This is a genomic window from Photorhabdus namnaonensis, assembly GCF_001684335.1.
GTDB lineage: Bacteria > Pseudomonadota > Gammaproteobacteria > Enterobacterales > Enterobacteriaceae > Photorhabdus > Photorhabdus namnaonensis.
Genome location: NZ_LOIC01000077.1, coordinates 19,838 through 42,542, shown reverse-complemented (window position 1 = coordinate 42,542; position 22,705 = coordinate 19,838). Strand labels below are relative to the sequence as shown.

Sequence of the window (22,705 nt, the reverse complement as noted above, 5' to 3'; positions counted from 1 at the left end):
GCCATGAGCGACGACCATCCTTCAAGTAACGATAACCCTGGCCCTAAGAAAGGGTTTTTCACTCTTCTTCTTAACCAGCTTTTTCACGGTGAGCCAAAAAGCCGTGATGAACTGGTGGAACTGATCCGTGACTCTGAACAAAACGATCTGATTGATCCTGATACCCGCGATATGCTCGAAGGGGTAATGGATATTTCCGATCAGCGTGTCCGGGATATCATGATCCCCCGTTCTCAAATCGTTACCTTAAAACGTAATCAAACCCTGGACGAATGTCTGGATGTAATTATCGATTCGGCTCACTCTCGTTTCCCTGTGATTAGTGAAGACAAAGACCATATTGAAGGGATTTTAATGGCAAAAGATCTATTGCCATTTATGCGCACCGATGCGCCGCCATTCAGCATAGATAAGGTTCTACGTCAGGCTGTCGTTGTACCTGAAAGTAAACGGGTTGACCGCATGCTGAAAGAGTTCCGTTCTCAACGTTATCATATGGCAATTGTCATTGATGAGTTTGGTGGTGTATCGGGCCTAGTCACTATCGAAGATATTCTTGAACTGATCGTCGGTGAAATTGAAGACGAATACGATGAAGAAGAAGATGTCGATATTCGAGCTTTGAGCCGTCATACCTATACGGTAAGAGCGCTGACTCAGATTGAAGACTTTAATGAAGCCTTTAGCACCCAATTCAGTGATGAAGAAGTGGATACTATTGGCGGTCTGGTTATGCAAGCATTCGGTCATTTACCGGCCAGAGGGGAGTCCGTTGATATCAACGGTTATCTCTTTAAAGTCGCTATGGCCGATAGCCGAAGAATTATTCAAGTTTACGTTACGATACCGGACGATGCGCCAATACCTAACCTTGAAGAAGAATAAAATCTGAATGAACAAAGCTTCATTATTAAATTGCCAGCGGCTGCGCGCCTTACTGGCACTGTTTTTCGGAGCCAGTGGAACACTGGCTTTTTCGCCTTTCGACTTCTGGCCTGCCGCTATTATCTCCCTGTTTGGACTACAACTTCTGACTTTGAACAGAACACCCCGACAAGCGGCATTTATTGCTTTTTGTTGGGGATTCGGCCTGTTTGGCAGTGGTACAAACTGGGTGTATGTCAGCATTGCCAATTTCGGAGGCATGCCAACCGCGGTCAATATTCTGTTGGTCATATTACTTGCCGCCTATCTCTCGCTCTATCCGGCTTTATTCGCTGGCTTACTCAACCGTTTCTTCGCAAAAACGAACGGGGTGAGGCTAGCTATAGCAGCACCTGCATTATGGCAACTCACTGAATTCCTGCGCGGCTGGGTTCTAACTGGTTTCCCCTGGCTGCAATTCGGCTATAGCCAATTAGATGGTCCAATGAAAGCCATTGCACCAATTTGGGGTGTTGAGGCTATCACTTTCCTGTTAATGGCTGTCAGTGGGTTATTCGTTCTGGCCATCGTACATCGGAAAATAGTTTCTGGTATTATCGCTGTCGCCATTCTGCTATTACCGTGGCCAATACGCCATTATCAGTGGTACAACCTACTGCCTGAAAAAGCAGTTGATGTCGCGCTGGTTCAGGGAAATATTCCACAGTCCCTGAAATGGGACCCCAATATGCTCAGCGAAACTATGGACATCTACATGGACAATAGCCTGCCATATATCGGCAAAATACCGATAATCATCTGGCCGGAATCTGCTATTCCTTCATTGGAAAGTTATCAACGCCACTTTCTAACAAAATTAGATGAGCTGTTACGCAATCAACATACCAGCCTTATTACCGGTATTGTCGATGAAAGAGCCGTTGGCGACAGCGATAAGATCTATAACAGCGTGATTGTCCTCGGCGATAAAATACCTTATCAATATCCGGCAGCTATTCGTTACGATAAATACCATCTGGTACCATTCGGCGAATTTGTTCCGCTGGAATCTCTACTCCGCCCTCTGGCGCCATTCTTCAACTTACCCATGTCTTCATTCAGCCGTGGCAACTACATTCAACCACAGCTTTCTGTTGCAGGATATAATTTGACCACCGCGATTTGTTATGAAATTATACTGGGTGAACAGGTTCGTGCGAATTTCAAACCGGATACCGAATTCTTACTCACTGTTTCTAATGATGCTTGGTTTGGTGGTTCAATTGGTCCCTGGCAGCATTTCCAAATGGCACGCATGCGTTCCCTCGAATTAGGACGCCCATTACTACGTAGTACCAATAACGGCATTACAGCCGTTATCAGCCCGGACGGAGAAGTACAGGCAGCACTCCCACAATTTACCCGTACTGTTCTGGCAGCTAAAGTGACTCCCGCAACCGGGATAACACCCTATGCTCGCTGGGGTAACTGGCCGGCATGGATCATTACCGTATTGTTTGCCCTGTTTGCCTTAACATATAACCGCCGTAAATCTTAATCCATATAGCCAAAAGGGAGCGAAATTGCTCCCTTGCACTATTCCTTTGCACTATGCAGGAACCGATTAACTTTTAATCCATTTTCCATCCAATTGATAGAAAAACAAAGGAGTAACAAGTTATGCAAGCAAAACGTCTGCAACCATCAGAAATTTCACCAGAGCTTTATAATGCAGTCGTAAAAGTCGATGAATTAACTTACCAATCCACTCTCGGTAAGGCGCTCATCGAACTCGTCAAAGTCAGAGTTTCCCAAATCAATGGCTGTGCCTTTTGTCTTAATATGCATTCCAAAGCTGCCCGCAAGGCAGGAAATAGCGAACAAAAACTCTATCTCCTGAGCGCCTGGAAAGAGGCAACTATTTTTACATCACGGGAACGTGCGGCGTTAGGCTGGACAGAGGCTTTATCTCGGGTTGCCGAAACTGGGGCAGAAGATGAACATTACACCCCGTTATTAGCAGAATTTGATGAAAAAGAGATTGTCGATTTAACGTTGTTAATCGGCCTTATCAACCTGTGGAATCGTCTGGCAATTGGTATGAAATATACTTTGCCCAATTCGACCACTGACCTATCTTAAGAAATTCAGCATAGTTAATTACTAGCGATAATTAACTATGCTAACCCTCAACAACTGATATCACTCTATGTTATGCAAATAACCTACTTAAACAACTTATTGGTATTAATTTTTTACCCTCTTTACTATTTTGGCACGCTAATTGCTGCTATATCTATGAATGAAAAGGGAAATAGCTGTTTCAATAACCAAAAATGGGAAAATGCACTAAAAAAATGATAATCACGCACCTTTATTGTGCAAGATAAACAACATTGTTCATTTATAGTGCGAGACAGCTCCCGAAATAGAAACAATTCATTTTCATTGACTAACCCTTTTGTACTATTTTTTAACACTATATATACATATGACAGCAAATGATCCTCGATTAAAAACAAATCACAGAGAGACTTTTGCAAACACAACATCGCAAACGATAGCCACATTAAAGGAGTTGTATATGCGTATGCGTAACCTAGTATTAACCATAATGTTACTTGGCATGGCGGGGGCTGTTCAGGCCGAAGAATTAACGGGAACACTGAAAAAGATCAAAGATGATGGTGTGATCATTGTGGGACATCGTGAGTCTTCCGTACCTTTTGCTTACTACGATAATCAGCAAAAAGTTGTCGGCTACTCTCAAGATTATTCTAATCTGATTGTTGAAGCGGTGAAGAAGAAACTGGACATACCAAATCTGCAAGTAAAATTGATACCCATAACTTCTCAAAATCGCATCCCATTGCTACAAAATGGCACTTACGATTTCGAATGCGGTTCCACTTCCAATAACCTTGAGCGCCAAAAACAAGTCACTTTCTCAAACTCTATCTTTATTGTTAATACACGTTTGTTAACTAAAAAAGGTTCCGGTATAAAAGATTTCCCTGACTTAGCAGGCAAAAATGTCGTTGTCTCAGCAGGTACGACTTCTGAAGTATTGCTAAATAAACTCAACGATGAAAAAAACATGAAAATGCGCATCATCAGTGCAAAAGATCATGGTGACTCATTCCGCACTCTGGAATCCGGCCGTGCAATCGCCTTTATGGTGGACGATGCCTTGCTAGCAGGTGAACGCGCCAAAGCGAAAAAACCTGATCAATGGGAAATTGTTGGTACACCTCAGTCTAGAGAAGCCTATGGTTGTATATCGCGCAAAGACGATCTTCAATTCAAGAAATTGATCGATGAGACCATTGTTCAGGCGCAAACCTCAGGAGAGGCAGAGAAATCATTTGAGCGCTGGTTCAAACACCCGATTCCACCCAAGAATCTGAACCTGAACTTCTCTTTGTCTGATGAAATGAAAGCACTATTTAAATCGCCAAATGATAAGGCGCTTGACTAGAAATATAATTAAAAAATGACTATTTGATTGGCATCACAGGGTGCGAGGTGGCCGTTCCCTACCTCGCTTTTTTTTCTCAGCCAATCAATCACTTTCAGGGGATCAAGTTGTACCCTCACAGGGAGTATTACTATGTCAATCGATTGGAACTGGGGCATCTTTTTGCAAGCTGCCCCCTTCGGCAATACGACTTATCTAGGCTGGTTGATAGCTGGATTTCAGGTGACGATCGCCTTGTCTATCTGCGCCTGGATTATCGCTTTCATTGTCGGCTCACTGTTTGGCATCTTGCGCACTGTTCCCAATAAAATATTATCTGGGATAGGGACCTGTTATGTTGAGCTTTTTCGTAACGTACCGCTGATAGTTCAATTTTTTATCTGGTACCTGGTTGTACCTGAACTACTGCCAGAAAAAATTAGTCTGTGGTTTAAAACCGAACTGGACCCTAATATTCAATTTTTTCTCTCATCCGCTGTCTGTTTAGGTCTTTTCACCGCGGCACGGATGTGTGAGCAGGTCCGTGCCGCCATACAATCACTACCACGCGGGCAAAAATCGGCAGGGCTGGCAATGGGGCTAACTTTGCCACAAACTTATCGCTATGTCCTATTACCCAACGCCTATCGAGTGATCATTCCACCCATGACGTCAGAAATGATGAACCTAGTAAAAAACTCCGCCATCGCCTCCACTATTGGTCTGGTAGACATGGCAGCACAGGCAGGTAAGTTACTTGATTACTCAGCACATGCTTATGAAACATTTACGGCCATTACGTTGGCCTATGTCGGAATCAATCTGGTGATTATGCTCGCCATGCACTTGCTTGAGAAAAAAGTACGTTTACCGGGTAATATTGGAGGTCAATAAATGTACGATTTTGACTGGAGTTCGATTATCCCCAGTATTCCGTTTCTGCTACAAGGCTTAGTCATTACAGCAAAAATAACGATTATTGCTGTTGTTGTCGGTATTCTCTGGGGAACCGTGCTGGCCGTTATGCGACTCTCTTCGGTAAAAGTACTGAGCTGGTTTGCCACTTTATATGTCAATCTGTTCCGCTCTGTGCCACTAGTTATGGTACTGTTATGGTTCTACCTAATTGTACCTAGCCTAGTACAGAATGTTCTGGGGATTTCGCCGAAAACAGATATTCGTTTAATTTCAGCTATGGTTGCATTCGCCTTTTTCGAAGCAGCTTACTATTCAGAAATTATCCGAGCGGGAATTCAGAGTATCTCCCGCGGGCAATCTTCGGCAGCACTGGCATTAGGTATGACACCAATGCAAAGTATGAGGCTGGTTATCCTACCTCAGGCATTCCGTGCGATGACCCCGCTACTACTGACACAGGGGATCGTACTGTTTCAAGACACTTCATTGGTGTATGTGCTCAGTCTAGCGGACTTTTTCCGTACTGCGGCAAATATCGGTGAGCGAGATGGCACTCAGGTCGAAATGATCCTATTTGCTGGTTTGGTTTATTTTATTATTAGTATTGCCGCATCTATGCTGGTTAACTATTTGAAGAAAAGGACTGTTTGATGATCTCCCTGAAAAATGTATCCAAGTGGTATGGCCAATTTCAGGTTCTCTCCGACTGCTCAACTGAAGTTAAAAAAGGTGAAGTCGTTGTGGTCTGTGGCCCATCTGGCTCAGGCAAATCCACCCTGATAAAAACGGTTAATGGTCTGGAATCCATCCAACAGGGTGAAATTCTGGTTAATGACATTAAAGTCAATGACAAAAACACCAATCTGGCACAACTACGTTCTAAAGTCGGCATGGTGTTCCAGCATTTTGAGCTGTTCCCCCATCTCTCCATCATTGAGAATTTAACTCTAGCACAGATTAAAGTGCTTAATCGCGATAAAAAAACGGCAGAAGAAAAAGGGTTCAAATTACTTGAACGCGTTGGGCTTGCCAGTCAAGCGAATAAATTCCCATCGCAACTCTCCGGTGGTCAGCAGCAACGTGTAGCAATCGCCCGAGCCCTTTGTATGGACCCGATTGCCATGCTATTTGACGAACCCACCTCCGCACTCGACCCTGAAATGATCAATGAAGTGCTTGATGTCATGGTTAAACTGGCAGACGAAGGGATGACCATGATGGTTGTTACTCACGAGATGGGCTTCGCCCGTAAAGTAGCCAGCCGAGTTATCTTTATGGATGAAGGCAAAATTGTTGAAGATAGCAAGAAAGAAGATTTCTTTGCGAATCCAAAATCAGATCGCGCCAAAGAATTTCTCGCCAAAATTCTTCACTAGCCTCATTTCATCTCCGGTGGCGCCCCCCGTCGCCATCGGATTTTCCCTCAGAACCACTGTTTCTTATATATTAAATCAGATATGCTATGCCGATCTCATATTTTACCAATTAAATGATTGCTACCAGCGTAGCTTTTTACTCACCATAGGATTATCGGTGCCATGCAAGAACAATACCGTCCAGAAGATATAGAGCCGCAAGTTCAGCTTCACTGGCAAGAGAAGCAAACTTTTAAAGTGACAGAAGATAACAGCAAAGAAAAATATTACTGCCTGTCCATGCTACCTTACCCTTCTGGCCGACTACACATGGGCCATGTACGCAACTACACTATCGGCGATGTTATCTCCCGCTATCAGCGTATGCTGGGTAAAAATGTCCTGCAACCTATCGGTTGGGATGCGTTTGGCCTGCCTGCGGAAGGGGCCGCGGTCAAAAACAATACCGCACCTGCGCCGTGGACCTATGCCAACATCGAATATATGAAAGGTCAGTTGAAAACACTGGGCTTCGGTTACGATTGGGATCGTGAAGTCACAACCTGTACACCGGAATATTACCGTTGGGAACAGTGGTTCTTCACCCAATTGTATGAAAAGGGCCTGGTTTATAAAAAAACTTCCGCAGTTAACTGGTGTCCTCACGATCTGACCGTTTTAGCTAATGAACAAGTGGTCGATGGCTGTTGTTGGCGTTGTGACACTAAAGTTGAACGTAAAGAAATTCCTCAATGGTTTATCAAGATCACTGATTATGCCGAAGAGTTGTTAAATGATCTGGATACGCTGGAAGAGTGGCCTGAACAAGTCAAAACCATGCAGCGCAACTGGATTGGTCGCTCCGAAGGGGTAGAAATTACTTTTGATGTGGTTGATAGTCAGGAGAAGCTGACCGTCTATACTACCCGTCCTGATACGTTCCTCGGCGCCACTTATGTTGCGATTGCCGCAGGACATTCTCTGGCAAAACAAGCAGCAACAAATAACCCCGAACTGGTTGCTTTCATTGATGAGTGCCGTAATACCAAAGTTGCAGAAGCAGATATGGCAACAATGGAGAAGAAAGGCATGGCAACCAGTATGTTTGCTATTCATCCACTGACCAAAGAGAAAGTGGCAATCTGGGTTGCAAACTTTGTCCTGATGGAATACGGCACCGGTGCTGTCATGGCAGTTCCCGGCCACGATCAACGCGATTGGGAATTTGCGACAAAATATAACCTGCCAATGAAAGCTGTCATTCTGGACAGTGAAGGTAATGAACCCAATGTTCATGAAGCCCCGGTAACGGATAAGAATGTTCTGTTTAATTCCGGTGAATTTAGCGGTCTGAATCACGAAGCCGGTTTTAATGCCATTGCTGATAAACTGGTGGAAATGGGCGTAGGTAAGCGTAAAGTCAACTATCGTCTGCGTGACTGGGGGGTTTCCCGTCAACGTTACTGGGGCGCTCCTATTCCAATGGCAACGCTGGAAGATGGCACAGTTGTTCCGGTTCCAGCAGATCAATTGCCTGTTATTCTGCCGGAAGATGTCAAAATGGATGGCATCACCAGCCCAATTAAAGCTGATCTTGAATGGGCAAAAACCACTATCAACGGCCAGCCGGCACTACGTGAGACAGATACCTTCGATACCTTTATGGAATCTTCCTGGTACTACGCTCGCTACACCTGTCCAGATTATGACAAAGGCTTGCTCGATCCAACAGCTGCTAATTATTGGCTGCCAGTTGACCAATACATCGGTGGTATCGAACATGCCATCATGCACCTAATGTATTTCCGTTTCTTCCACAAACTGATGCGTGATGCGGGCTTGGTCAGTTCCAATGAACCCGCTAAACGCCTGTTATGTCAGGGCATGGTTCTAGCTGATGCTTTTTATTACATCGGCAAAAATGGTGAAAAAATCTGGGTTTCCCCAGCTGATACTATTGTTGAGCGTGATGATAAAGGCCGTATCGTTAAAGCGACGGATAAAGAAGGCCATGAGCTGGTTTATACCGGCATGAGCAAAATGTCTAAATCTAAAAACAACGGTATTGATCCACAATTGATGGTAGAAAAATATGGTGCTGATACCGTTCGCCTGTTTATGATGTTCGCGGCTCCACCAGAGCTGACATTAGAATGGCAAGAATCCAGCGTTGAAGGAGCAAATCGCTTCCTGAAACGTGTATGGCGCCTGGTTTATGAACATAGCAGCAAAGGGGCGACTCAACCGCTGGACATCACAAACCTGACAGTGGAACAAAAAGATCTATTCCGAGATCTGCACAAAACCATCGCTAAAGTCACAGATGATGTCGGGCGCCGTCAGGCATTCAATACTGCTATCGCCGCGGTAATGGAATTAATGAATAAACTGACCCGCGCACCACAAGAAACTGAGCAGGATCGCGCTCTGATGCAAGAGGCTCTGTTGGCGGTTGTCCGTATGTTGTCACCAATAACACCTCATGCTTGCTTTATTATGTGGCAAGCTCTGGGTGGTGAAGGAGACATTGATACGACTGATTGGCCACAAGCTGATGAACAGGCAATGGTTGAAGATACCAAGCTAGTCGTCATTCAAGTTAACGGTAAAGTGCGTGGTCGTGTTACTGTGCCAGCCGATGCGACTAAAGAATATGTTCATGATCTGGCAGCACAAGAGTATGGTGTGGCGAAATATCTTGAAGGCGTCACTATTCGCAAAGTCATTTATGTACCAGGCAAACTGCTGAATCTGGTCGTCGGCTGATAAAGGAGGCAATGTGCGACATCGTATTTTAACGTTGTTGCTGGGGTTGGCGGTGCTGGTCACCGCTGGCTGCGGTTTTCATCTGCGCGGCACCACTCAGGTGCCGCCGGAACTCAAAAAGTTGCAATTAACAAGCAGTGACCCATATGGGCCACTAGCCCGTTCTGTTCGCCAACAGCTTCGTCTGAATAACGTCACTATCCTTGAGGATGGCAGCGCTGATACTCCTATTTTGAAGTTAATCGGCTCTTCTGAAAATAAAGATACTGTCTCTGTTTTCCAAGATGGTAAGGCTGCTGAGCGCCAATTGACACTGTACGTTGATGCACAAGTCATTATGCCAGACGGCAGCATATACCCGTTGCGATCTAGGGTTGACCGATCTTTTTTCGACAACCCATTAGAAGCCCTGGCGAAAGATGCTGAAAACGAGATAATCAGTCAGGAAATGCGTGAACAAGCCGCTCGCGGGTTAGTTCGCCAGTTATTGACTGTTCACAACGCAGAAAAGCAGAAAACCAGAGAAAAACAGGCGGAACAGCAAGCTGCGCGAGCACAATGATCAAACTCTATCCCGAACAACTAATTTCGCAGCTCAATGAAGGGCTGCGAAACTGTTATCTGATATGGGGTAATGAACCCCTACTATTACAGGAAAGCCAGGATCACATCCGCAAAGCTGCTGAAAAACACGCTTTCACTGAACACTTCACCTATGCACTGGATAATCATACTGAGTGGGATGAAATATTCAGTATCTGTCAGTCATTAAGTCTATTTGCTAGCCGTCAAACACTCACTTTGCTTCTGCCGGAAAATGGCCCTAACGCAGCAATGGCTGAACAACTGGTAAAACTGGCAGGGCTTCTTCACCCAGATATACTGTTAATACTACGTGGTCTGAAATTGACCAAAGTTCAGGAGAACAGTAACTGGTTCAAAGCACTAGGAAAAAACGGTGTTTATATCAGTTGTCAGCCCCCCGAACAGCACCGTCTGCCGCAATGGGTTGCACAACGGGCCAAAGCCATGAAATTGACGCTGGAAGAACAGGCCAATCAACTACTGTGTTACTGTTATGAAGGAAATTTACTGGCGTTAGCTCAAGCACTTGAGCGCCTCTCCCTGCTATACCCTGATGGTAAACTGACCTTACATCGTGTTGAAAATGCTGTGAATGATGCGGCTCACTTTACACCTTATCACTGGGTAGACGCGTTATTAGCGGGTAAAGCAAAACGAGCCTGGCATATTTTGAAACAGTTAAAACAGGAAGATTGCGAAGCTGTTATTCTATTACGTACCGTACAGCGGGAATTGCTGCTGCTACTCACACTGAAACGCCAAAGTACCACAACCCCGATGAAAACGCTGTTAGATCAGCATCGGGTATGGCAAAACCGTCGCCCATTACTGACAAGTGCGCTGCAACGTCTCACTCAATATGATTTGCAGCGAGCAATTCATTTACTTGTACAGATGGAACGCCAGATCAAACAGGATTACGGCCAGTCTATTTGGTCAGATTTAGAAACTCTTTCCATGCTGTTATGTGGAAAAACCTTACCTGAGAGCTTGCTTAATGCCTCATACCACTAATTCTACTTGCCCGAAACAACCCGTTATTCAAGCACTATTTGGTGGAACATTCGATCCCATCCATTACGGGCATTTACAACCAGTTGAAACCCTTGCATATCAAACTGGCCTGAAACAAGTGATTTTACTACCAAACCACGTCCCGCCACACCGCCCACAACCAGAAGCTTCCGCACAACAGCGGCTTGAAATGGTACAACTGGCTGTACAAGATAACCCTCTGTTTACCGTCGATAAGCGTGAACTGGAGCGCACCATCCCCTCCTACACAATTGATACGCTAGAGTCATTCCGTCAGGAACTTGGCAACAAGCAACCACTGGCATTCATAATCGGCCAAGATGCTCTATTATCACTGCATACTTGGCATCGTTGGCAAGAACTGCTGAATCTCTGCCATTTACTGGTTTGCGCTCGTCCTGGTTATCAAACCCAATTTTCCACAACTAAAATGCAACAATGGTTTACAGAACATCAAATCTGCGATCCAAACCAGCTTGGTAGTCAACCTAACGGTTATATCTATCTGGCGGATACGCCACTGCTGCCTATCTCAGCAACAGACATTCGTCAACGCCACCAGCAAGGGTTAAGTTGTGACGATTTACTCCCCCTTGCAGTACAAAAGTATATAGACTCACAGGGGTTATATCGCCAATAGCGAAATCTACCTCGATTAGTCGCTTAGTTGGCTTACCCTTAAGTGACCTGACATGCTATTATTCCGCACTATTTAATCAATTGTGATAAAAAATAAGGATGAGCCTTTTGCAAGGTAAAGAACTCCAACAGTTTGTTATTGATAAGCTTGAAAACTCCAAAGCACAAGATATCGTTTCCCTAGATGTCCAAGGGAAATCCAGTATTACCGATTGTATGATTATCTGCACCGGAACCTCTAACCGCCATCTGATGTCTGTCGCAGATAATCTGGTTGATGACTGTCGTGCGAGCGGCCTTATCCCACTTGGTGTTGAAGGGCAAGGCGTGTCTGACTGGATCGTCGTAGACCTCGGTGAAGTTATCGTACATGTCATGCAAGAAGAGAGCCGCCGCATGTATGAACTTGAAAAGCTCTGGAGCTGAGTTTGAAGCTGCAATTAATTGCTGTAGGTACAAAAATGCCGGACTGGATACAGGCCGGCTTTATCGATTATTTGCGCCGTTTTCCTAAAGATATGCCATTTGAATCGGTAGAAATTCCGGCTGGCAAACGGGGTAAAAATGCGGATATTAAGCGCATTCTGGAAAAAGAAGGCGAACAGATGCTGGCCGCTATTGGCAAAGGCAACCGTATTGTTACCCTGGATATTCCGGGTTCCCGTTGGGAAACACCTCAACTGGCGCAACAACTTGAACATTGGAAGCGAGATGGTAGAGATGTCAGTTTATTGATAGGCGGGCCAGAAGGTCTCGCTCCAGCATGTAAAGCCGCCGCGGAACAAAGCTGGTCACTGTCACCGCTGACCTTACCCCATCCTCTAGTCCGGGTTTTGGTTGCGGAAAGCCTGTACCGGGCATGGAGCATTACCACCAATCATCCCTATCATCGGGAATAATTTGGTTATCAACGGATAAAAGCGAATTCTGGCAATGGGATGAAAAATAAACGTACCCCTTTTCGTGATTATACGGCTGAATCAGCCCTATTTGCTCGCCGCGCATTGGTGGCGTTTATTATCATCCTGGTACTGACTGGTATCCTGATCGCCAATCTTTACCATTTACAAATTACTCGCCACGAAGACTATCAAACCCGTTCAAACGAAAACCGGATTAAACTGGTTCCAATTGCGCCAAGCCGCGGTATCATCTATGACCGTAACGGAACCCCATTGGCGCTTAATCGAACCATCTACCAGTTGGAAATCATCCCCGAAAAGGTAGAAAACCTTGAGCAAACGCTGAATGATTTACGTAATGTTATCGATCTGACTGACGAAGACATTGCCAACTTTGAAAAAGAGCGTAAGCGTTCGCGCCGATTTACCTCTATCCCACTAAAAACGTCGCTTGATCATATTCAAGTCGCACGCTTTGCCGTTAACCAATACCGTTTCCCCGGTTTTGAAATAAAAGGTTACCAACGCCGCTTCTATCCTTATGGTTCAGCACTGACACATATCATCGGCTATGTGGCCAAAATTAATGATAAAGATGTAGAACGATTGGATAAAGAAGGTATTTTACCTAATTACGCCGCTACCCATGACATCGGCAAACTGGGTATTGAACGCTACTATGAAACTGTTTTACACGGCAAAACAGGTTATGAAGAAGTCGAAGTGAATAACCGTGGCCGAGTGATACGCCAATTACATGAACAACCACCACAGGCCGGACAAGATATTTACCTCACTATCGATCTCGAATTGCAGATCTACATTGAGAAACTCCTCACAACCAGCCGTGCTGCGGTTGTTGTCAGTGATCCACGTAATGGGGAAATTCTGGCGCTGGTATCTAACCCAAGCTATGATCCAAACCTATTCGTAAACGGCATCTCCAATAAGAACTACCAGGAATTATTAAACAACCCTGACAGACCGCTTATTAATCGTGCTACTCAAGGGATCTATCCTCCAGCTTCGACAGTGAAACCTTTTATCACCGTTGCAGCACTAAGCACAGGCGTTATCAATAAAAATACCACCATTTTTGATCCGGGTTGGTGGCAATTACCGGGTTCAGAAAAACGCTACCGTGACTGGAAACGTTGGGGACATGGTAGTCTCAATGCGCATAGAGCCATTGTAGAATCAGCGGATACTTTCTTCTATCAAGTTGCCTATGATATGGGAATTGATCGTCTATCCGAATGGATGACCAAGTTCGGCTATGGTGAATATACTGGCATCGACCTGGCCGAAGAACGCACCGGTATCATGCCTACTCGCGAATGGAAACAAAGGAAATATAAAAAACCTTGGTACCAAGGAGATACCATTCCTGTTGGTATCGGCCAGGGATATTGGACAGCAACACCCATTCAAATGGTAAAAGCACTGATAACCTTAATTAACGACGGTAATGTAAAAACACCACATCTGCTGCTAAGCAAGAAGCTGAAAGGTGAGATGATCCCTTATCAACAAACAGAAAATATCCAGATTGGCGATATCCATTCAGGATATTGGGAATTGGCAAAAAGTGGCATGTACGGTGTTGCCAACTTACCAAACGGTACCGGCCACAAGAGTTTTACCGGCACGCCTTATAAAGCAGCGGCCAAATCGGGAACAGCACAGGTCTACAGTTATGAAACCTACAACGCCAGTAAAATTGCTGAACATTTACGGGATCATAAGCTGATGATTGCTTTCGCGCCGTATGAAAATCCGACCGTAGCTCTTTCCATTATTTTAGAGAATGGAGGCGCAGGTCCAGCAGTAGGAACCCTTGTTCGCCAAATCCTCGACCACGTACTATTAGGGGATAACAACACAACATTGCCGAATGCGGTCCCTACTACCCCCGGAACAGAAAGTGACTGATTAACACCATGACAGAAAACCAAAAAAGGGTTCCTCTCTGGACCAGATTACATATCGACCTACCGTTACTCCTGTGCATTTTGGCATTGCTGATATACAGTGCTTTTGTTATGTGGAGCGCCAGCGGTCAAGATATGGGTATGATGGAGCGCAAAATGGGCCAAATTGGCGCCGGACTGGTTGTCATGCTCATCATGGCGCAGATTCCTCCAAGAGTTTATGAAAGCTGGGCCCCCCATCTCTATATCGTTTGTGTCATTTTACTGATTTTTGTCGATGCTTTCGGGCAAATAAGTAAAGGCGCACAACGCTGGCTGGATTTAGGCATCATCCGTTTCCAACCTTCTGAGATTGCCAAAATCGCAGTACCACTGATGATCGCACGCTTTATGAACCGCGATTTATGCCCCCCCTCTCTGAAAAATACCACCATTGCTCTGATGCTCATTTTTCTGCCTACTCTACTGGTCGCCGCTCAACCAGATCTGGGGACTTCAATTCTGATCGCGGCTTCCGGTCTGTTTGTTTTGTTCCTTTCTGGCATGAGTTGGCGATTGATCGGTATTGCAGCTCTACTATTAGCCTGCTTTATCCCCATTTTGTGGTTCTTCCTGATGCATGGCTATCAGCGCGATCGCGTCATGATGCTACTTGATCCAGAAAGCGATCCGCTAGGTAAGGGTTACCACATTATTCAATCAAAAATCGCAATTGGCTCCGGTGGCTTATCAGGTAAAGGCTGGCTATTAGGAACACAATCTCAATTGGAATTTCTGCCGGAACGTCATACAGATTTCATATTTGCCGTACTGTCGGAAGAACTTGGTTTAATTGGCGTACTACTGCTATTAACATTATATATGTTATTAATTATACGTGGGCTGGTCATCGCAACCAGGGCACAGAACACTTTTGGCCGGGTTATAGTTGGCGGCCTGGTGTTAATCCTATTTGTTTATATCTTCGTCAATATCGGCATGGTGAGTGGTATCCTGCCTGTAGTAGGCGTTCCCTTGCCATTTGTCAGTTATGGCGGCTCAGCGTTAATCGTCTTAATGGCTGGTTTCGGCATTATCATGTCGATTCACACACACCGAAAATTGTTGTCTAAAAGTTTATAGAGAAGAGGTTTCAATGCGTCAACACTGGCTTATACTTGGCATGATTGCAGCCCTGCTATCCGGCTGTACTACTCCTGACAAACAAAAACCTTCCCCGTTACCCACAGTATCAACGCAGGATGTTCTGGGAGCAGAACCTCGCTACGAACCTTATCACCCTAGCGCCAATAATGATTATCAGGTGAACGGACATACTTATCACATTGTGCAAAATCCTTCTCAGTTCAGTGAAACAGGTTATGCGAGTTGGTACGGTGAGGAATCTAGCGGCAAAATGACCGCAATTGGCGAGCGTTTTAATCCTTATGCGCTGACAGCCGCCCATCCTACCCTACCAATTCCAAGTTATGTCCGTGTGACCAACTTAAGCAATGGCCGTATGATGATTGTTAGAGTCAATGACCGTGGTCCTTATAAACCTGGACGAATTATTGATCTATCGAAGGCTTCTGCTGAACGCTTAAACCTGACTCAAAGTACCAAAGTTAAGGTTGATTTTATTGAGGTGGCCCAAGACGGTTCTGTCTCTGGTCCCGGTACCATTGGCAGCCAGATAGTTAAACAGAGTTACGCTCTACCGGGTAGACCAACGCTGACAACCAGCCCATTAGGAACGCCAACAATGGAGAACGTCCCTGATCAGACTGGCAGCCAGCCTTTAACAAATCAGCCGGTAGAACAGACTCAATCATTGATGGCACAACCGGAAACTACCGAGCAACTACCCGCAATGAAGCTGCAACCCCCTAAACCTGTTACAAACAGTACTTCGATAGTAACAGCACCGACAGCCGCCTCAGCGAATGGTTTTATGGTTCAGGTTGGCGCTGTTAGCAGTGAGCAGCGAGCAAAAGAGTGGCAACAAACACTGGCGCAACGCTTTAACGTTCAAGGACGCGTAACTCAACATAGTAACGTTTATCGTGTACAGTTGGGGCCATTCAACAATCGCCAGCAAGCTGCCGATTTACAACAAAAACTAGCTGACCAGATACAACAATCTTCTTTTATCGTCAGCCCTTAATTGTTCTCTTACTGATACCTCACTTTGATTCAGATATCAGTAAGAGGAGTAAAAAAATGTCAACCCGAGTCTTGTCAAAATTTGGCAATGTCAGTATTTTTTTCATTTGCTATGATGTGGCTCGATATCAACCTTTTCTCACGGATGCTGTCCAACCGACCATGAAATATACAACCACTTCTCATTTTATAAAAAGCGCCGCCTTGGGTGTCGCGCTGGCAATAAGTGCTTCTGCCTTTGCCGATGGAAATGATGTCAACCTGAAAACGATGATCCCAGGCGTGCCTCAGATCGATGCGGAAGCTTATATCCTTATCGACTACAATTCAGGCAAGGTGCTGGCTGAAATGAATGCAGACGCACACCGTGATCCTGCCAGTCTGACAAAAATGATGACCAGTTATGTCATTGGTCAAGCAATTAAATCAGGCAAAATCCATCCAAATGATATGGTCACTGTCGGTACTGACGCATGGGCAACAGGTAATCCGGTATTTAAAGGTTCTTCCCTGATGTTCCTCAAGCCAGGCGATCAAGTCTCGGTTTCCATGTTATCCCGCGGTATAAACTTGCAATCCGGTAACGATGCCTGTGTTGCAATGGCAGATTATGTTGCCGGTAGCCAAGAGTCTTTCGTTAATTTAATGAATGGTTATGTGAAATCGCTTGGATTAAAGAATACGAATTTCAAAACCGTTCATGGTCTGGATGCAGAAGGCCAATACAGCTCCGCCCGTGATATGGCACTGATTGGTCAAGCGCTGATCCGTGATGTTCCCGAAGAATACGCCATCTATAAAGAAAAAGAGTTTACCTATAACAATATCCGTCAGACAAACCGTAACGGCTTGTTATGGGATAAGAGCTTGAATGTCGATGGTATTAAAACCGGCCACACTAGCGCAGCGGGTTATAACCTGGTCGCTTCTGCAATGGAAGGCGATATGCGTCTGATTTCTGCGGTATTAGGCGGCCACACTTATAAAGGCCGGGAAACAGAAAGTAAGAAACTACTGACCTGGGGTTTCCGTTTCTTTGAAACTGTTGCTCCTCTGCAAGCAAACAAAGAGTTCGCTTCTGAACCAGTCTGGTTTGGAGATAACGATAGGGTTCAGTTAGGAGTTGATAAAGATGTTTATCTGACTATTCCCCGTGGTCGTCTGAAAGATCTGAAAGCCAGCTATGTCATGAATAATAGTGAATTACATGCACCACTGGAGAAAAACCAAGTCGTGGGTACTATCAACTTTCAACTTGATGGTAAGACTATTGAACAACGGCCTTTAGTCGTCATGAATGAAGTAAAAGAAGGCGGTATCTTCAGCCGCTTTATCGATTACATCAAGCTATTATTTCATCATTGGTTTGGCTAATTCTTGAAATAATTAAGCGATAAACAGAGCCCGCCAAAGCGAATCGCGGGCTACCGCCTGATCGCAGCAAATGCCCCCGCATTTTAAGGCGGGGGAAGTATCAAATTTTACAGAAGAAACTGACCGTACCTATCGCGGAAAGCAAAAACAGGAGCGCCCATGAAAACGAAATTAAATGAACTGCTTGAGTTCCCTTGTTCATTCACTTACAAAGTGATGGGCTTGGCGGAGCCTGAGCTAGTCAATCAGGTCGTTGAGGTAGTTCAACGCCATGCACCGGGCGATTACTCTCCACAAGTGAAACCAAGCAGCAAAGGCAACTACCACTCAGTATCCATTACCATCAATGCGACTCATATTGAACAAGTAGAAACGCTGTATGAAGAGTTAGGTAACCTTGAACTGGTACGGGTCGTGTTGTAATAGAAGCCAAAGAATCCCCTATAATTTCACAGGGGATTCTTTATCTATCAGAAATACCACTATTTCAGGTGCACTAAACTGGAGAGAACCTCTTCCGAGGGTTATACTGACCAAATCTTATAGCTATCAAATGAAGTTTCAATTGCAACATAAAACGATTTTCTTACGTCAATTAGGAATACAACCCTACGGGCCGATTTCTGATGCAATGCACTTATTTACTGAGCAGCGAGATATTAATACACCTGATGAAATCTGGCTGGTACAGCATCCAAAAGTCTTTACTCAAGGACAAGCAGGTAAAGCTGAACATTTACTGTTCCTTGGTGATATTCCGATTATTCAATCCGATCGTGGTGGACAAGTCACCTATCATGGCCCTGGCCAACAGGTTATGTATGTCATGATTGACATCAAACGCGCCAAAATTGGTGTACGGCAACTGGTTACGGCGATAGAAGATACTGTCATTAAAACTCTTGCTCACTTTGGTGTGGAAGCCTATGCCCGCCCGGATGCCCCCGGTGTCTACGTCAATGAAGCCAAAATTTGCTCTCTTGGATTACGGATACGCAAAGGTTGTTCTTTCCACGGGTTAGCCCTCAATATCGCAATGGATTTAGAACCCTTTTTACGTATTAATCCTTGTGGCTATGCCGGCATGAAAATGATTCAACTCAGTGATTTAGTTCCTGAAATTACTGTTGAGCAAGTACAGCCTATTCTGGTGGAGAAATTTTGCCATCAGTTAGGATTTAAATTGAACAATTAAAGATGCTATAATTTTTTAACATTTTTCAAAAATTTTTTAATGGTTTGTCATACAGTAGACTGAATGATAAATCTCAACCTGATGAATTTAACACTGGAACCAGCACGATTATGAGTAAACCAATTCAGATGGAACGCGGCATAAAGTACCGCGACGCAGACAAAATGGCGCTGATCCCGGTCAAAACAGTGATGACCGAACGTACAGAAATCTTGCGTAAACCTGAGTGGATGAAAATCAAACTTCCTGCGGATTCCAGCCGCATTCAGGGCATCAAATCCGCCATGCGCAAAAATGGTCTGCATTCCGTCTGTGAAGAAGCGTCCTGCCCTAACCTGGCTGAATGTTTCAATCACGGTACAGCAACCTTCATGATCCTTGGCGCAATTTGCACCCGCCGTTGCCCTTTCTGTGATGTTGCACATGGCCGCCCAATGGCACCTGACACCAACGAACCGGTAAAACTGGCACAAACCATTAAAGATATGGCTCTGCGCTACGTTGTCATCACCTCCGTTGACCGAGATGATCTACGTGACGGTGGTGCTCAACACTTTGCTGATTGTATCTCTGCTATTCGTGAAAAAAATCCATCCATCAAAATTGAAACCTTAGTGCCTGATTTCCGTGGACGCATGGATCGCGCACTTGAAATACTGACAGCAACACCACCCGACGTCTTTAACCATAATCTGGAAAACGTACCTCGGGTTTACCGTCAAGTGCGCCCTGGTGCAAACTATGAGTGGTCACTAAAATTACTTGAAAAGTTTAAAGAAGCCCACCCTGATATTCCAACCAAGTCAGGTCTGATGGTCGGTCTCGGAGAAACCAACGAAGAAATTCTTGATGTTATGCGCGATCTGCGCCGCCACGGTGTGACTATGCTGACTCTGGGACAATACCTACAACCTAGTCGTCATCATTTACCGGTACAACGTTACGTCAGCCCACAGGAATTTGATGAGATGAAAGAAGAAGCGTTAGCTATGGGATTCACCCATGCTGCCTGCGGTCCATTTGTTCGTTCTTCTTATCATGCTGACTTGCAAGCCAGAGGTGAAGAGGTCAAATAACCCAGTTTCTTATACCCTATGGATTTCAAGCTGCATAGCGACGGCAAGGGAGTGAATCCCCGAGAGCATAGCAAACTATGTGACCGGGGTGAGCGAGTGCAGCCAACAAAGAGGCAACTTGAAAGATGACGGGTATATTATGACTAATATTATTCTGGCAGTATTTATCGGAGGTGGCTTTGGCAGCGTATTACGCTGGTTTATCAGCCTCCGCCTTAATAATATTTCTTCTAATATCGCGATTGGCACCCTTACTGTTAACTGTATCGGTGCATTAATTATCGGACTAGGATTGGCCTATTTTAATAAATCTACCCATCTCGATCCGGCTTGGAAATTGATGTTGACCACCGGTTTTTGTGGCGGTTTAACAACCTTTTCCGCCTTTTCTGTTGAAGTGGTTTATTTGTTACAGGAAGGAAAACTAGGATGGGCGCTGGGAACAGTTTTGCTTAATCTTTTTGGATCATTATTAATGACCATGTTAGCTTTTGTATTGATGAATGAACTTTAAATTAAAATTACCTACATATCACACAAGCCAAAAAAAACCCGTTGAAATAACGGGTTTTCGAAATACGGAGTTAAAATCAGATAGCGACAACGTTTACAGCAGATGGACCTTTAGCGCCGTCAGTGATTTCAAACTCTACTTTTTGACCTTCTGCCAAAGTTTTAAATCCGTTACTCTGAATAGCAGAGAAATGCACAAATACGTCTTTGCTACCATCTTCTGGAGTGATAAACCCGAATCCTTTAGATTCATTAAACCACTTAACGTTACCTTTAATTTTTGACATCAAACTTACCTTTAACGTGAAAATTAAGACACAAAATCTGTGTCGCATACAGTACAGCAAATAAGTTGGTTCATTGTCTACAACCAAGATCACGAAAAGCATAATAAAATACGACAGATGTTATCTTTAATTTAGTTTTACCACTAAATAATACACATATATATAAATATCTATAACCCTCCCTGGTCTTTTATCACACAATTTACCTAACAAACAAATGACTAGGTTTTTTCATGTTCCAATAGCCAGCTTTTAATATTCAAGCCTCCGGTATATCCCACCAATTTACCATCATGTCCAATAACACGATGGCAAGGCACAATTAATGAGATCGGATTACGAGAATTAGCCATTCCTACCGCGCGGCAATAATTAACTGAACCTAATGCTAATGAAAGTTGCTTATAACTCCACACTTCTCCAAATGGGATCTTACATAGCTGTAACCATACACGCTGCTGGAATTCAGTTCCTGCCGGGTTGAGTGGAACAGAAAACTCAGTACGCTTACCCGCAAAATATCCCCGTAACTCTTTCACGCACTGCTTAGTAATATCATTTTTTACTTCGGGCGCTGTTTTTTCATCAACAAAATATAGACTGGTCACCCCCTTATCATCCGCAGTGATATGAATATACGGTTTAGGAAATCCTTTGGGTGTATCAAAATAGTGATGATACATAACCACCTCCATTGAAAAAAATATCAATCATTATAGGGATTAGAGTAAATCGTCTTTTCGACAAATTGCAATGATGAATTCAGTTGCTCCCTTACCACCGACTAGAAAACTTAAACTTGTCTAAAGGCGAAAATCCTGCCAACAAACAGAGAATAACCCACATTGTAATTTTAATGATAATCACTCGATGTAAAATTAACACCATATATAGTATGGTTGAAATAAAATTTCGCTATATATAGTATAGTTCAAGTTATGGCCTTTAGTAAAATTATTACTCATGAACCAAATTTTGCCATTGCATGCCCACAAACTGACAAAGGAGTCGTTAATGAGCATTACCATTTATAGCAAACCGGACTGCGTACAATGCAACGCAACCTATCAAGCGCTAAACCGAAGAAACATTCCTTATCAGATTGTCGATTTGACCGAAAACCCGCAGGCTCTAGCGACTATCCGTGCTATGGGCTATCAGCAAGTTCCTGTGGTTGTCACGGACACACAGCATTGGTCAGGATTTCGTCCAGATAAAATCAACGCATTAACTGAAAATTTGTAGGTTTATTATGAATATAAATCCGCTGATCTATTTCTCCAGTTCGTCCGGTAATAGCCATAGATTTGTTCAGAAACTGGAAATACCAGCCTTCCGTATTCCGATCAATCAAGCGGGTAACCCATTAAATGTAACTTCTCCTTACATTTTACTGACACCCAGTTATGGCGGTGGTAGTGCTAAAGGCGCCGTTCCACCACAAGTGATTCGATTTCTAAATATCGCCGAAAACCGGGCACTAATCCGGGGAATCATCGCGGCCGGGAATACAAACTTTGGCGAAGCTTACGGCATCGCTGGACGGATAATTTCAGAGAAATGTCAAATCCCCCTCCTATACCGTTTTGAGCTGTTGGGTACTGAAGAAGATGTACAACGGGTACGCCAAGGTATTCAAAGATTCTGGCAACTGATTCATTAG

General features: G+C 44.4%; 25 protein-coding genes. 23 read left to right on the top strand and 2 right to left on the bottom strand.

The window, feature by feature from the left end; all coding sequences use genetic code 11:
• Positions 1-3: 3 nt before the first annotated feature.
• The 21 genes from corC (at position 4) to crcB (ending at position 20,756) form a co-directional block, all read left to right on the top strand.
• Entirely contained in the window at positions 4-885 is an 882-nt protein-coding gene (gene corC, locus Phpb_RS14855) for a CNNM family magnesium/cobalt transport protein CorC (protein ID WP_036776710.1), read from the top strand.
• A 7-nt stretch (positions 886-892) separates the two neighbouring features.
• Positions 893-2,422 carry an apolipoprotein N-acyltransferase gene (gene lnt, locus Phpb_RS14850; RefSeq protein ID WP_065391011.1) on the top strand — a complete coding sequence of 510 codons (1,530 nt, stop codon included), beginning with the start codon at positions 893-895 and terminating at the stop codon, positions 2,420-2,422.
• A 122-nt stretch (positions 2,423-2,544) separates the two neighbouring features.
• A complete protein-coding gene (locus tag Phpb_RS14845) occupies positions 2,545-3,006 on the top strand; it encodes a carboxymuconolactone decarboxylase family protein (RefSeq protein WP_065391010.1) in 462 nt (153 codons plus the stop codon).
• 442 nt (positions 3,007-3,448) lie between these two features.
• Positions 3,449-4,342, top strand: a complete 894-nt coding sequence (locus Phpb_RS14840) for an amino acid ABC transporter substrate-binding protein (protein WP_065391009.1) — start codon at positions 3,449-3,451, stop codon at positions 4,340-4,342.
• Between the two features lie 132 nt (positions 4,343-4,474).
• On the top strand, positions 4,475-5,215 hold the full coding sequence (locus tag Phpb_RS14835) for an amino acid ABC transporter permease (RefSeq protein WP_065391008.1): 741 nt from the start codon (positions 4,475-4,477) through the stop codon (positions 5,213-5,215).
• A complete protein-coding gene (gene gltK / locus Phpb_RS14830; protein WP_065391007.1) occupies positions 5,216-5,890 on the top strand; it encodes a glutamate/aspartate ABC transporter permease GltK in 675 nt (224 codons plus the stop codon).
• Positions 5,890-6,615 carry an amino acid ABC transporter ATP-binding protein gene (locus Phpb_RS14825; RefSeq protein WP_065391006.1) on the top strand — a complete coding sequence of 242 codons (726 nt, stop codon included), beginning with the start codon at positions 5,890-5,892 and terminating at the stop codon, positions 6,613-6,615. The genes gltK and Phpb_RS14825 overlap by 1 nt, the downstream gene beginning before the upstream one ends.
• 162 nt (positions 6,616-6,777) lie before the next feature.
• Positions 6,778-9,360 carry a leucine--tRNA ligase gene (gene leuS, locus Phpb_RS14820; RefSeq protein ID WP_065391005.1) on the top strand — a complete coding sequence of 861 codons (2,583 nt, stop codon included), beginning with the start codon at positions 6,778-6,780 and terminating at the stop codon, positions 9,358-9,360.
• Positions 9,361-9,373: 13 nt separating this feature from the next.
• Positions 9,374-9,922, top strand: a complete 549-nt coding sequence (lptE, locus tag Phpb_RS14815; RefSeq protein WP_165603303.1) for an LPS assembly lipoprotein LptE — start codon at positions 9,374-9,376, stop codon at positions 9,920-9,922.
• Complete coding sequence (gene holA / locus Phpb_RS14810) at positions 9,919-10,959, top strand: DNA polymerase III subunit delta (protein ID WP_065391003.1); 1,041 nt, start codon at positions 9,919-9,921, stop codon at positions 10,957-10,959. The genes lptE and holA overlap by 4 nt, the downstream gene beginning before the upstream one ends.
• Positions 10,943-11,620, top strand: a complete 678-nt coding sequence (gene nadD / locus Phpb_RS14805) for a nicotinate-nucleotide adenylyltransferase (protein ID WP_065391002.1) — start codon at positions 10,943-10,945, stop codon at positions 11,618-11,620. Before holA ends, nadD begins: the two co-directional genes overlap by 17 nt.
• A gap of 98 nt (positions 11,621-11,718) precedes the next feature.
• Entirely contained in the window at positions 11,719-12,045 is a 327-nt protein-coding gene (rsfS, locus tag Phpb_RS14800) for a ribosome silencing factor (protein WP_074525019.1), read from the top strand.
• Between the two features lie 2 nt (positions 12,046-12,047).
• Positions 12,048-12,518, top strand: a complete 471-nt coding sequence (rlmH, locus tag Phpb_RS14795) for a 23S rRNA (pseudouridine(1915)-N(3))-methyltransferase RlmH (protein ID WP_065391001.1) — start codon at positions 12,048-12,050, stop codon at positions 12,516-12,518.
• 39 nt (positions 12,519-12,557) lie between these two features.
• A complete protein-coding gene (mrdA, locus tag Phpb_RS14790) occupies positions 12,558-14,453 on the top strand; it encodes a peptidoglycan DD-transpeptidase MrdA (protein ID WP_065391000.1) in 1,896 nt (631 codons plus the stop codon).
• Positions 14,454-14,461: 8 nt separating this feature from the next.
• The gene (gene mrdB, locus Phpb_RS14785; RefSeq protein ID WP_065390999.1) at positions 14,462-15,574 is read left to right on the top strand and encodes a peptidoglycan glycosyltransferase MrdB; all 1,113 of its coding nucleotides are present in this window, start codon (positions 14,462-14,464) and stop codon (positions 15,572-15,574) included.
• A 13-nt stretch (positions 15,575-15,587) separates the two neighbouring features.
• On the top strand, positions 15,588-16,598 hold the full coding sequence (gene rlpA / locus Phpb_RS14780) for an endolytic peptidoglycan transglycosylase RlpA (RefSeq protein WP_065390998.1): 1,011 nt from the start codon (positions 15,588-15,590) through the stop codon (positions 16,596-16,598).
• Between the two features lie 161 nt (positions 16,599-16,759).
• Positions 16,760-17,971 carry a D-alanyl-D-alanine carboxypeptidase DacA gene (gene dacA / locus Phpb_RS14775; protein ID WP_065391100.1) on the top strand — a complete coding sequence of 404 codons (1,212 nt, stop codon included), beginning with the start codon at positions 16,760-16,762 and terminating at the stop codon, positions 17,969-17,971.
• A 159-nt stretch (positions 17,972-18,130) separates the two neighbouring features.
• A complete protein-coding gene (ybeD, locus tag Phpb_RS14770) occupies positions 18,131-18,394 on the top strand; it encodes a DUF493 family protein YbeD (RefSeq protein WP_011145617.1) in 264 nt (87 codons plus the stop codon).
• 130 nt (positions 18,395-18,524) lie between these two features.
• Complete coding sequence (lipB, locus tag Phpb_RS14765; protein ID WP_065390997.1) at positions 18,525-19,166, top strand: lipoyl(octanoyl) transferase LipB; 642 nt, start codon at positions 18,525-18,527, stop codon at positions 19,164-19,166.
• 110 nt (positions 19,167-19,276) lie between these two features.
• Positions 19,277-20,242: a lipoyl synthase gene (lipA, locus tag Phpb_RS14760; RefSeq protein WP_036776751.1), complete on the top strand. Its 966-nt coding sequence runs from the start codon at positions 19,277-19,279 to the stop codon at positions 20,240-20,242.
• Positions 20,243-20,381: 139 nt separating this feature from the next.
• Positions 20,382-20,756: a fluoride efflux transporter CrcB gene (crcB, locus tag Phpb_RS14755; protein ID WP_065391099.1), complete on the top strand. Its 375-nt coding sequence runs from the start codon at positions 20,382-20,384 to the stop codon at positions 20,754-20,756.
• A gap of 76 nt (positions 20,757-20,832) precedes the next feature.
• Here crcB and cspE read toward each other — a convergent pair whose 3' ends face one another.
• Positions 20,833-21,042, bottom strand: coding sequence for a transcription antiterminator/RNA stability regulator CspE (gene cspE / locus Phpb_RS14750; protein WP_021323071.1), 210 nt, complete (start codon positions 21,040-21,042; stop codon positions 20,833-20,835).
• Between the two features lie 221 nt (positions 21,043-21,263).
• The gene (locus tag Phpb_RS14745) at positions 21,264-21,725 is read right to left on the bottom strand and encodes a methylated-DNA--[protein]-cysteine S-methyltransferase (RefSeq protein ID WP_011145612.1); all 462 of its coding nucleotides are present in this window, start codon (positions 21,723-21,725) and stop codon (positions 21,264-21,266) included.
• Between the two features lie 331 nt (positions 21,726-22,056).
• Between Phpb_RS14745 and nrdH the strand changes: the two genes are divergently transcribed.
• Both nrdH and nrdI read left to right on the top strand, forming a co-directional pair.
• Positions 22,057-22,287 (top strand): glutaredoxin-like protein NrdH, encoded by a 231-nt coding sequence (nrdH, locus tag Phpb_RS14740; protein WP_065390996.1) that lies wholly within the window; start codon positions 22,057-22,059, stop codon positions 22,285-22,287.
• 13 nt (positions 22,288-22,300) lie between these two features.
• Positions 22,301-22,705 (top strand): class Ib ribonucleoside-diphosphate reductase assembly flavoprotein NrdI, encoded by a 405-nt coding sequence (gene nrdI, locus Phpb_RS14735; protein WP_065391098.1) that lies wholly within the window; start codon positions 22,301-22,303, stop codon positions 22,703-22,705.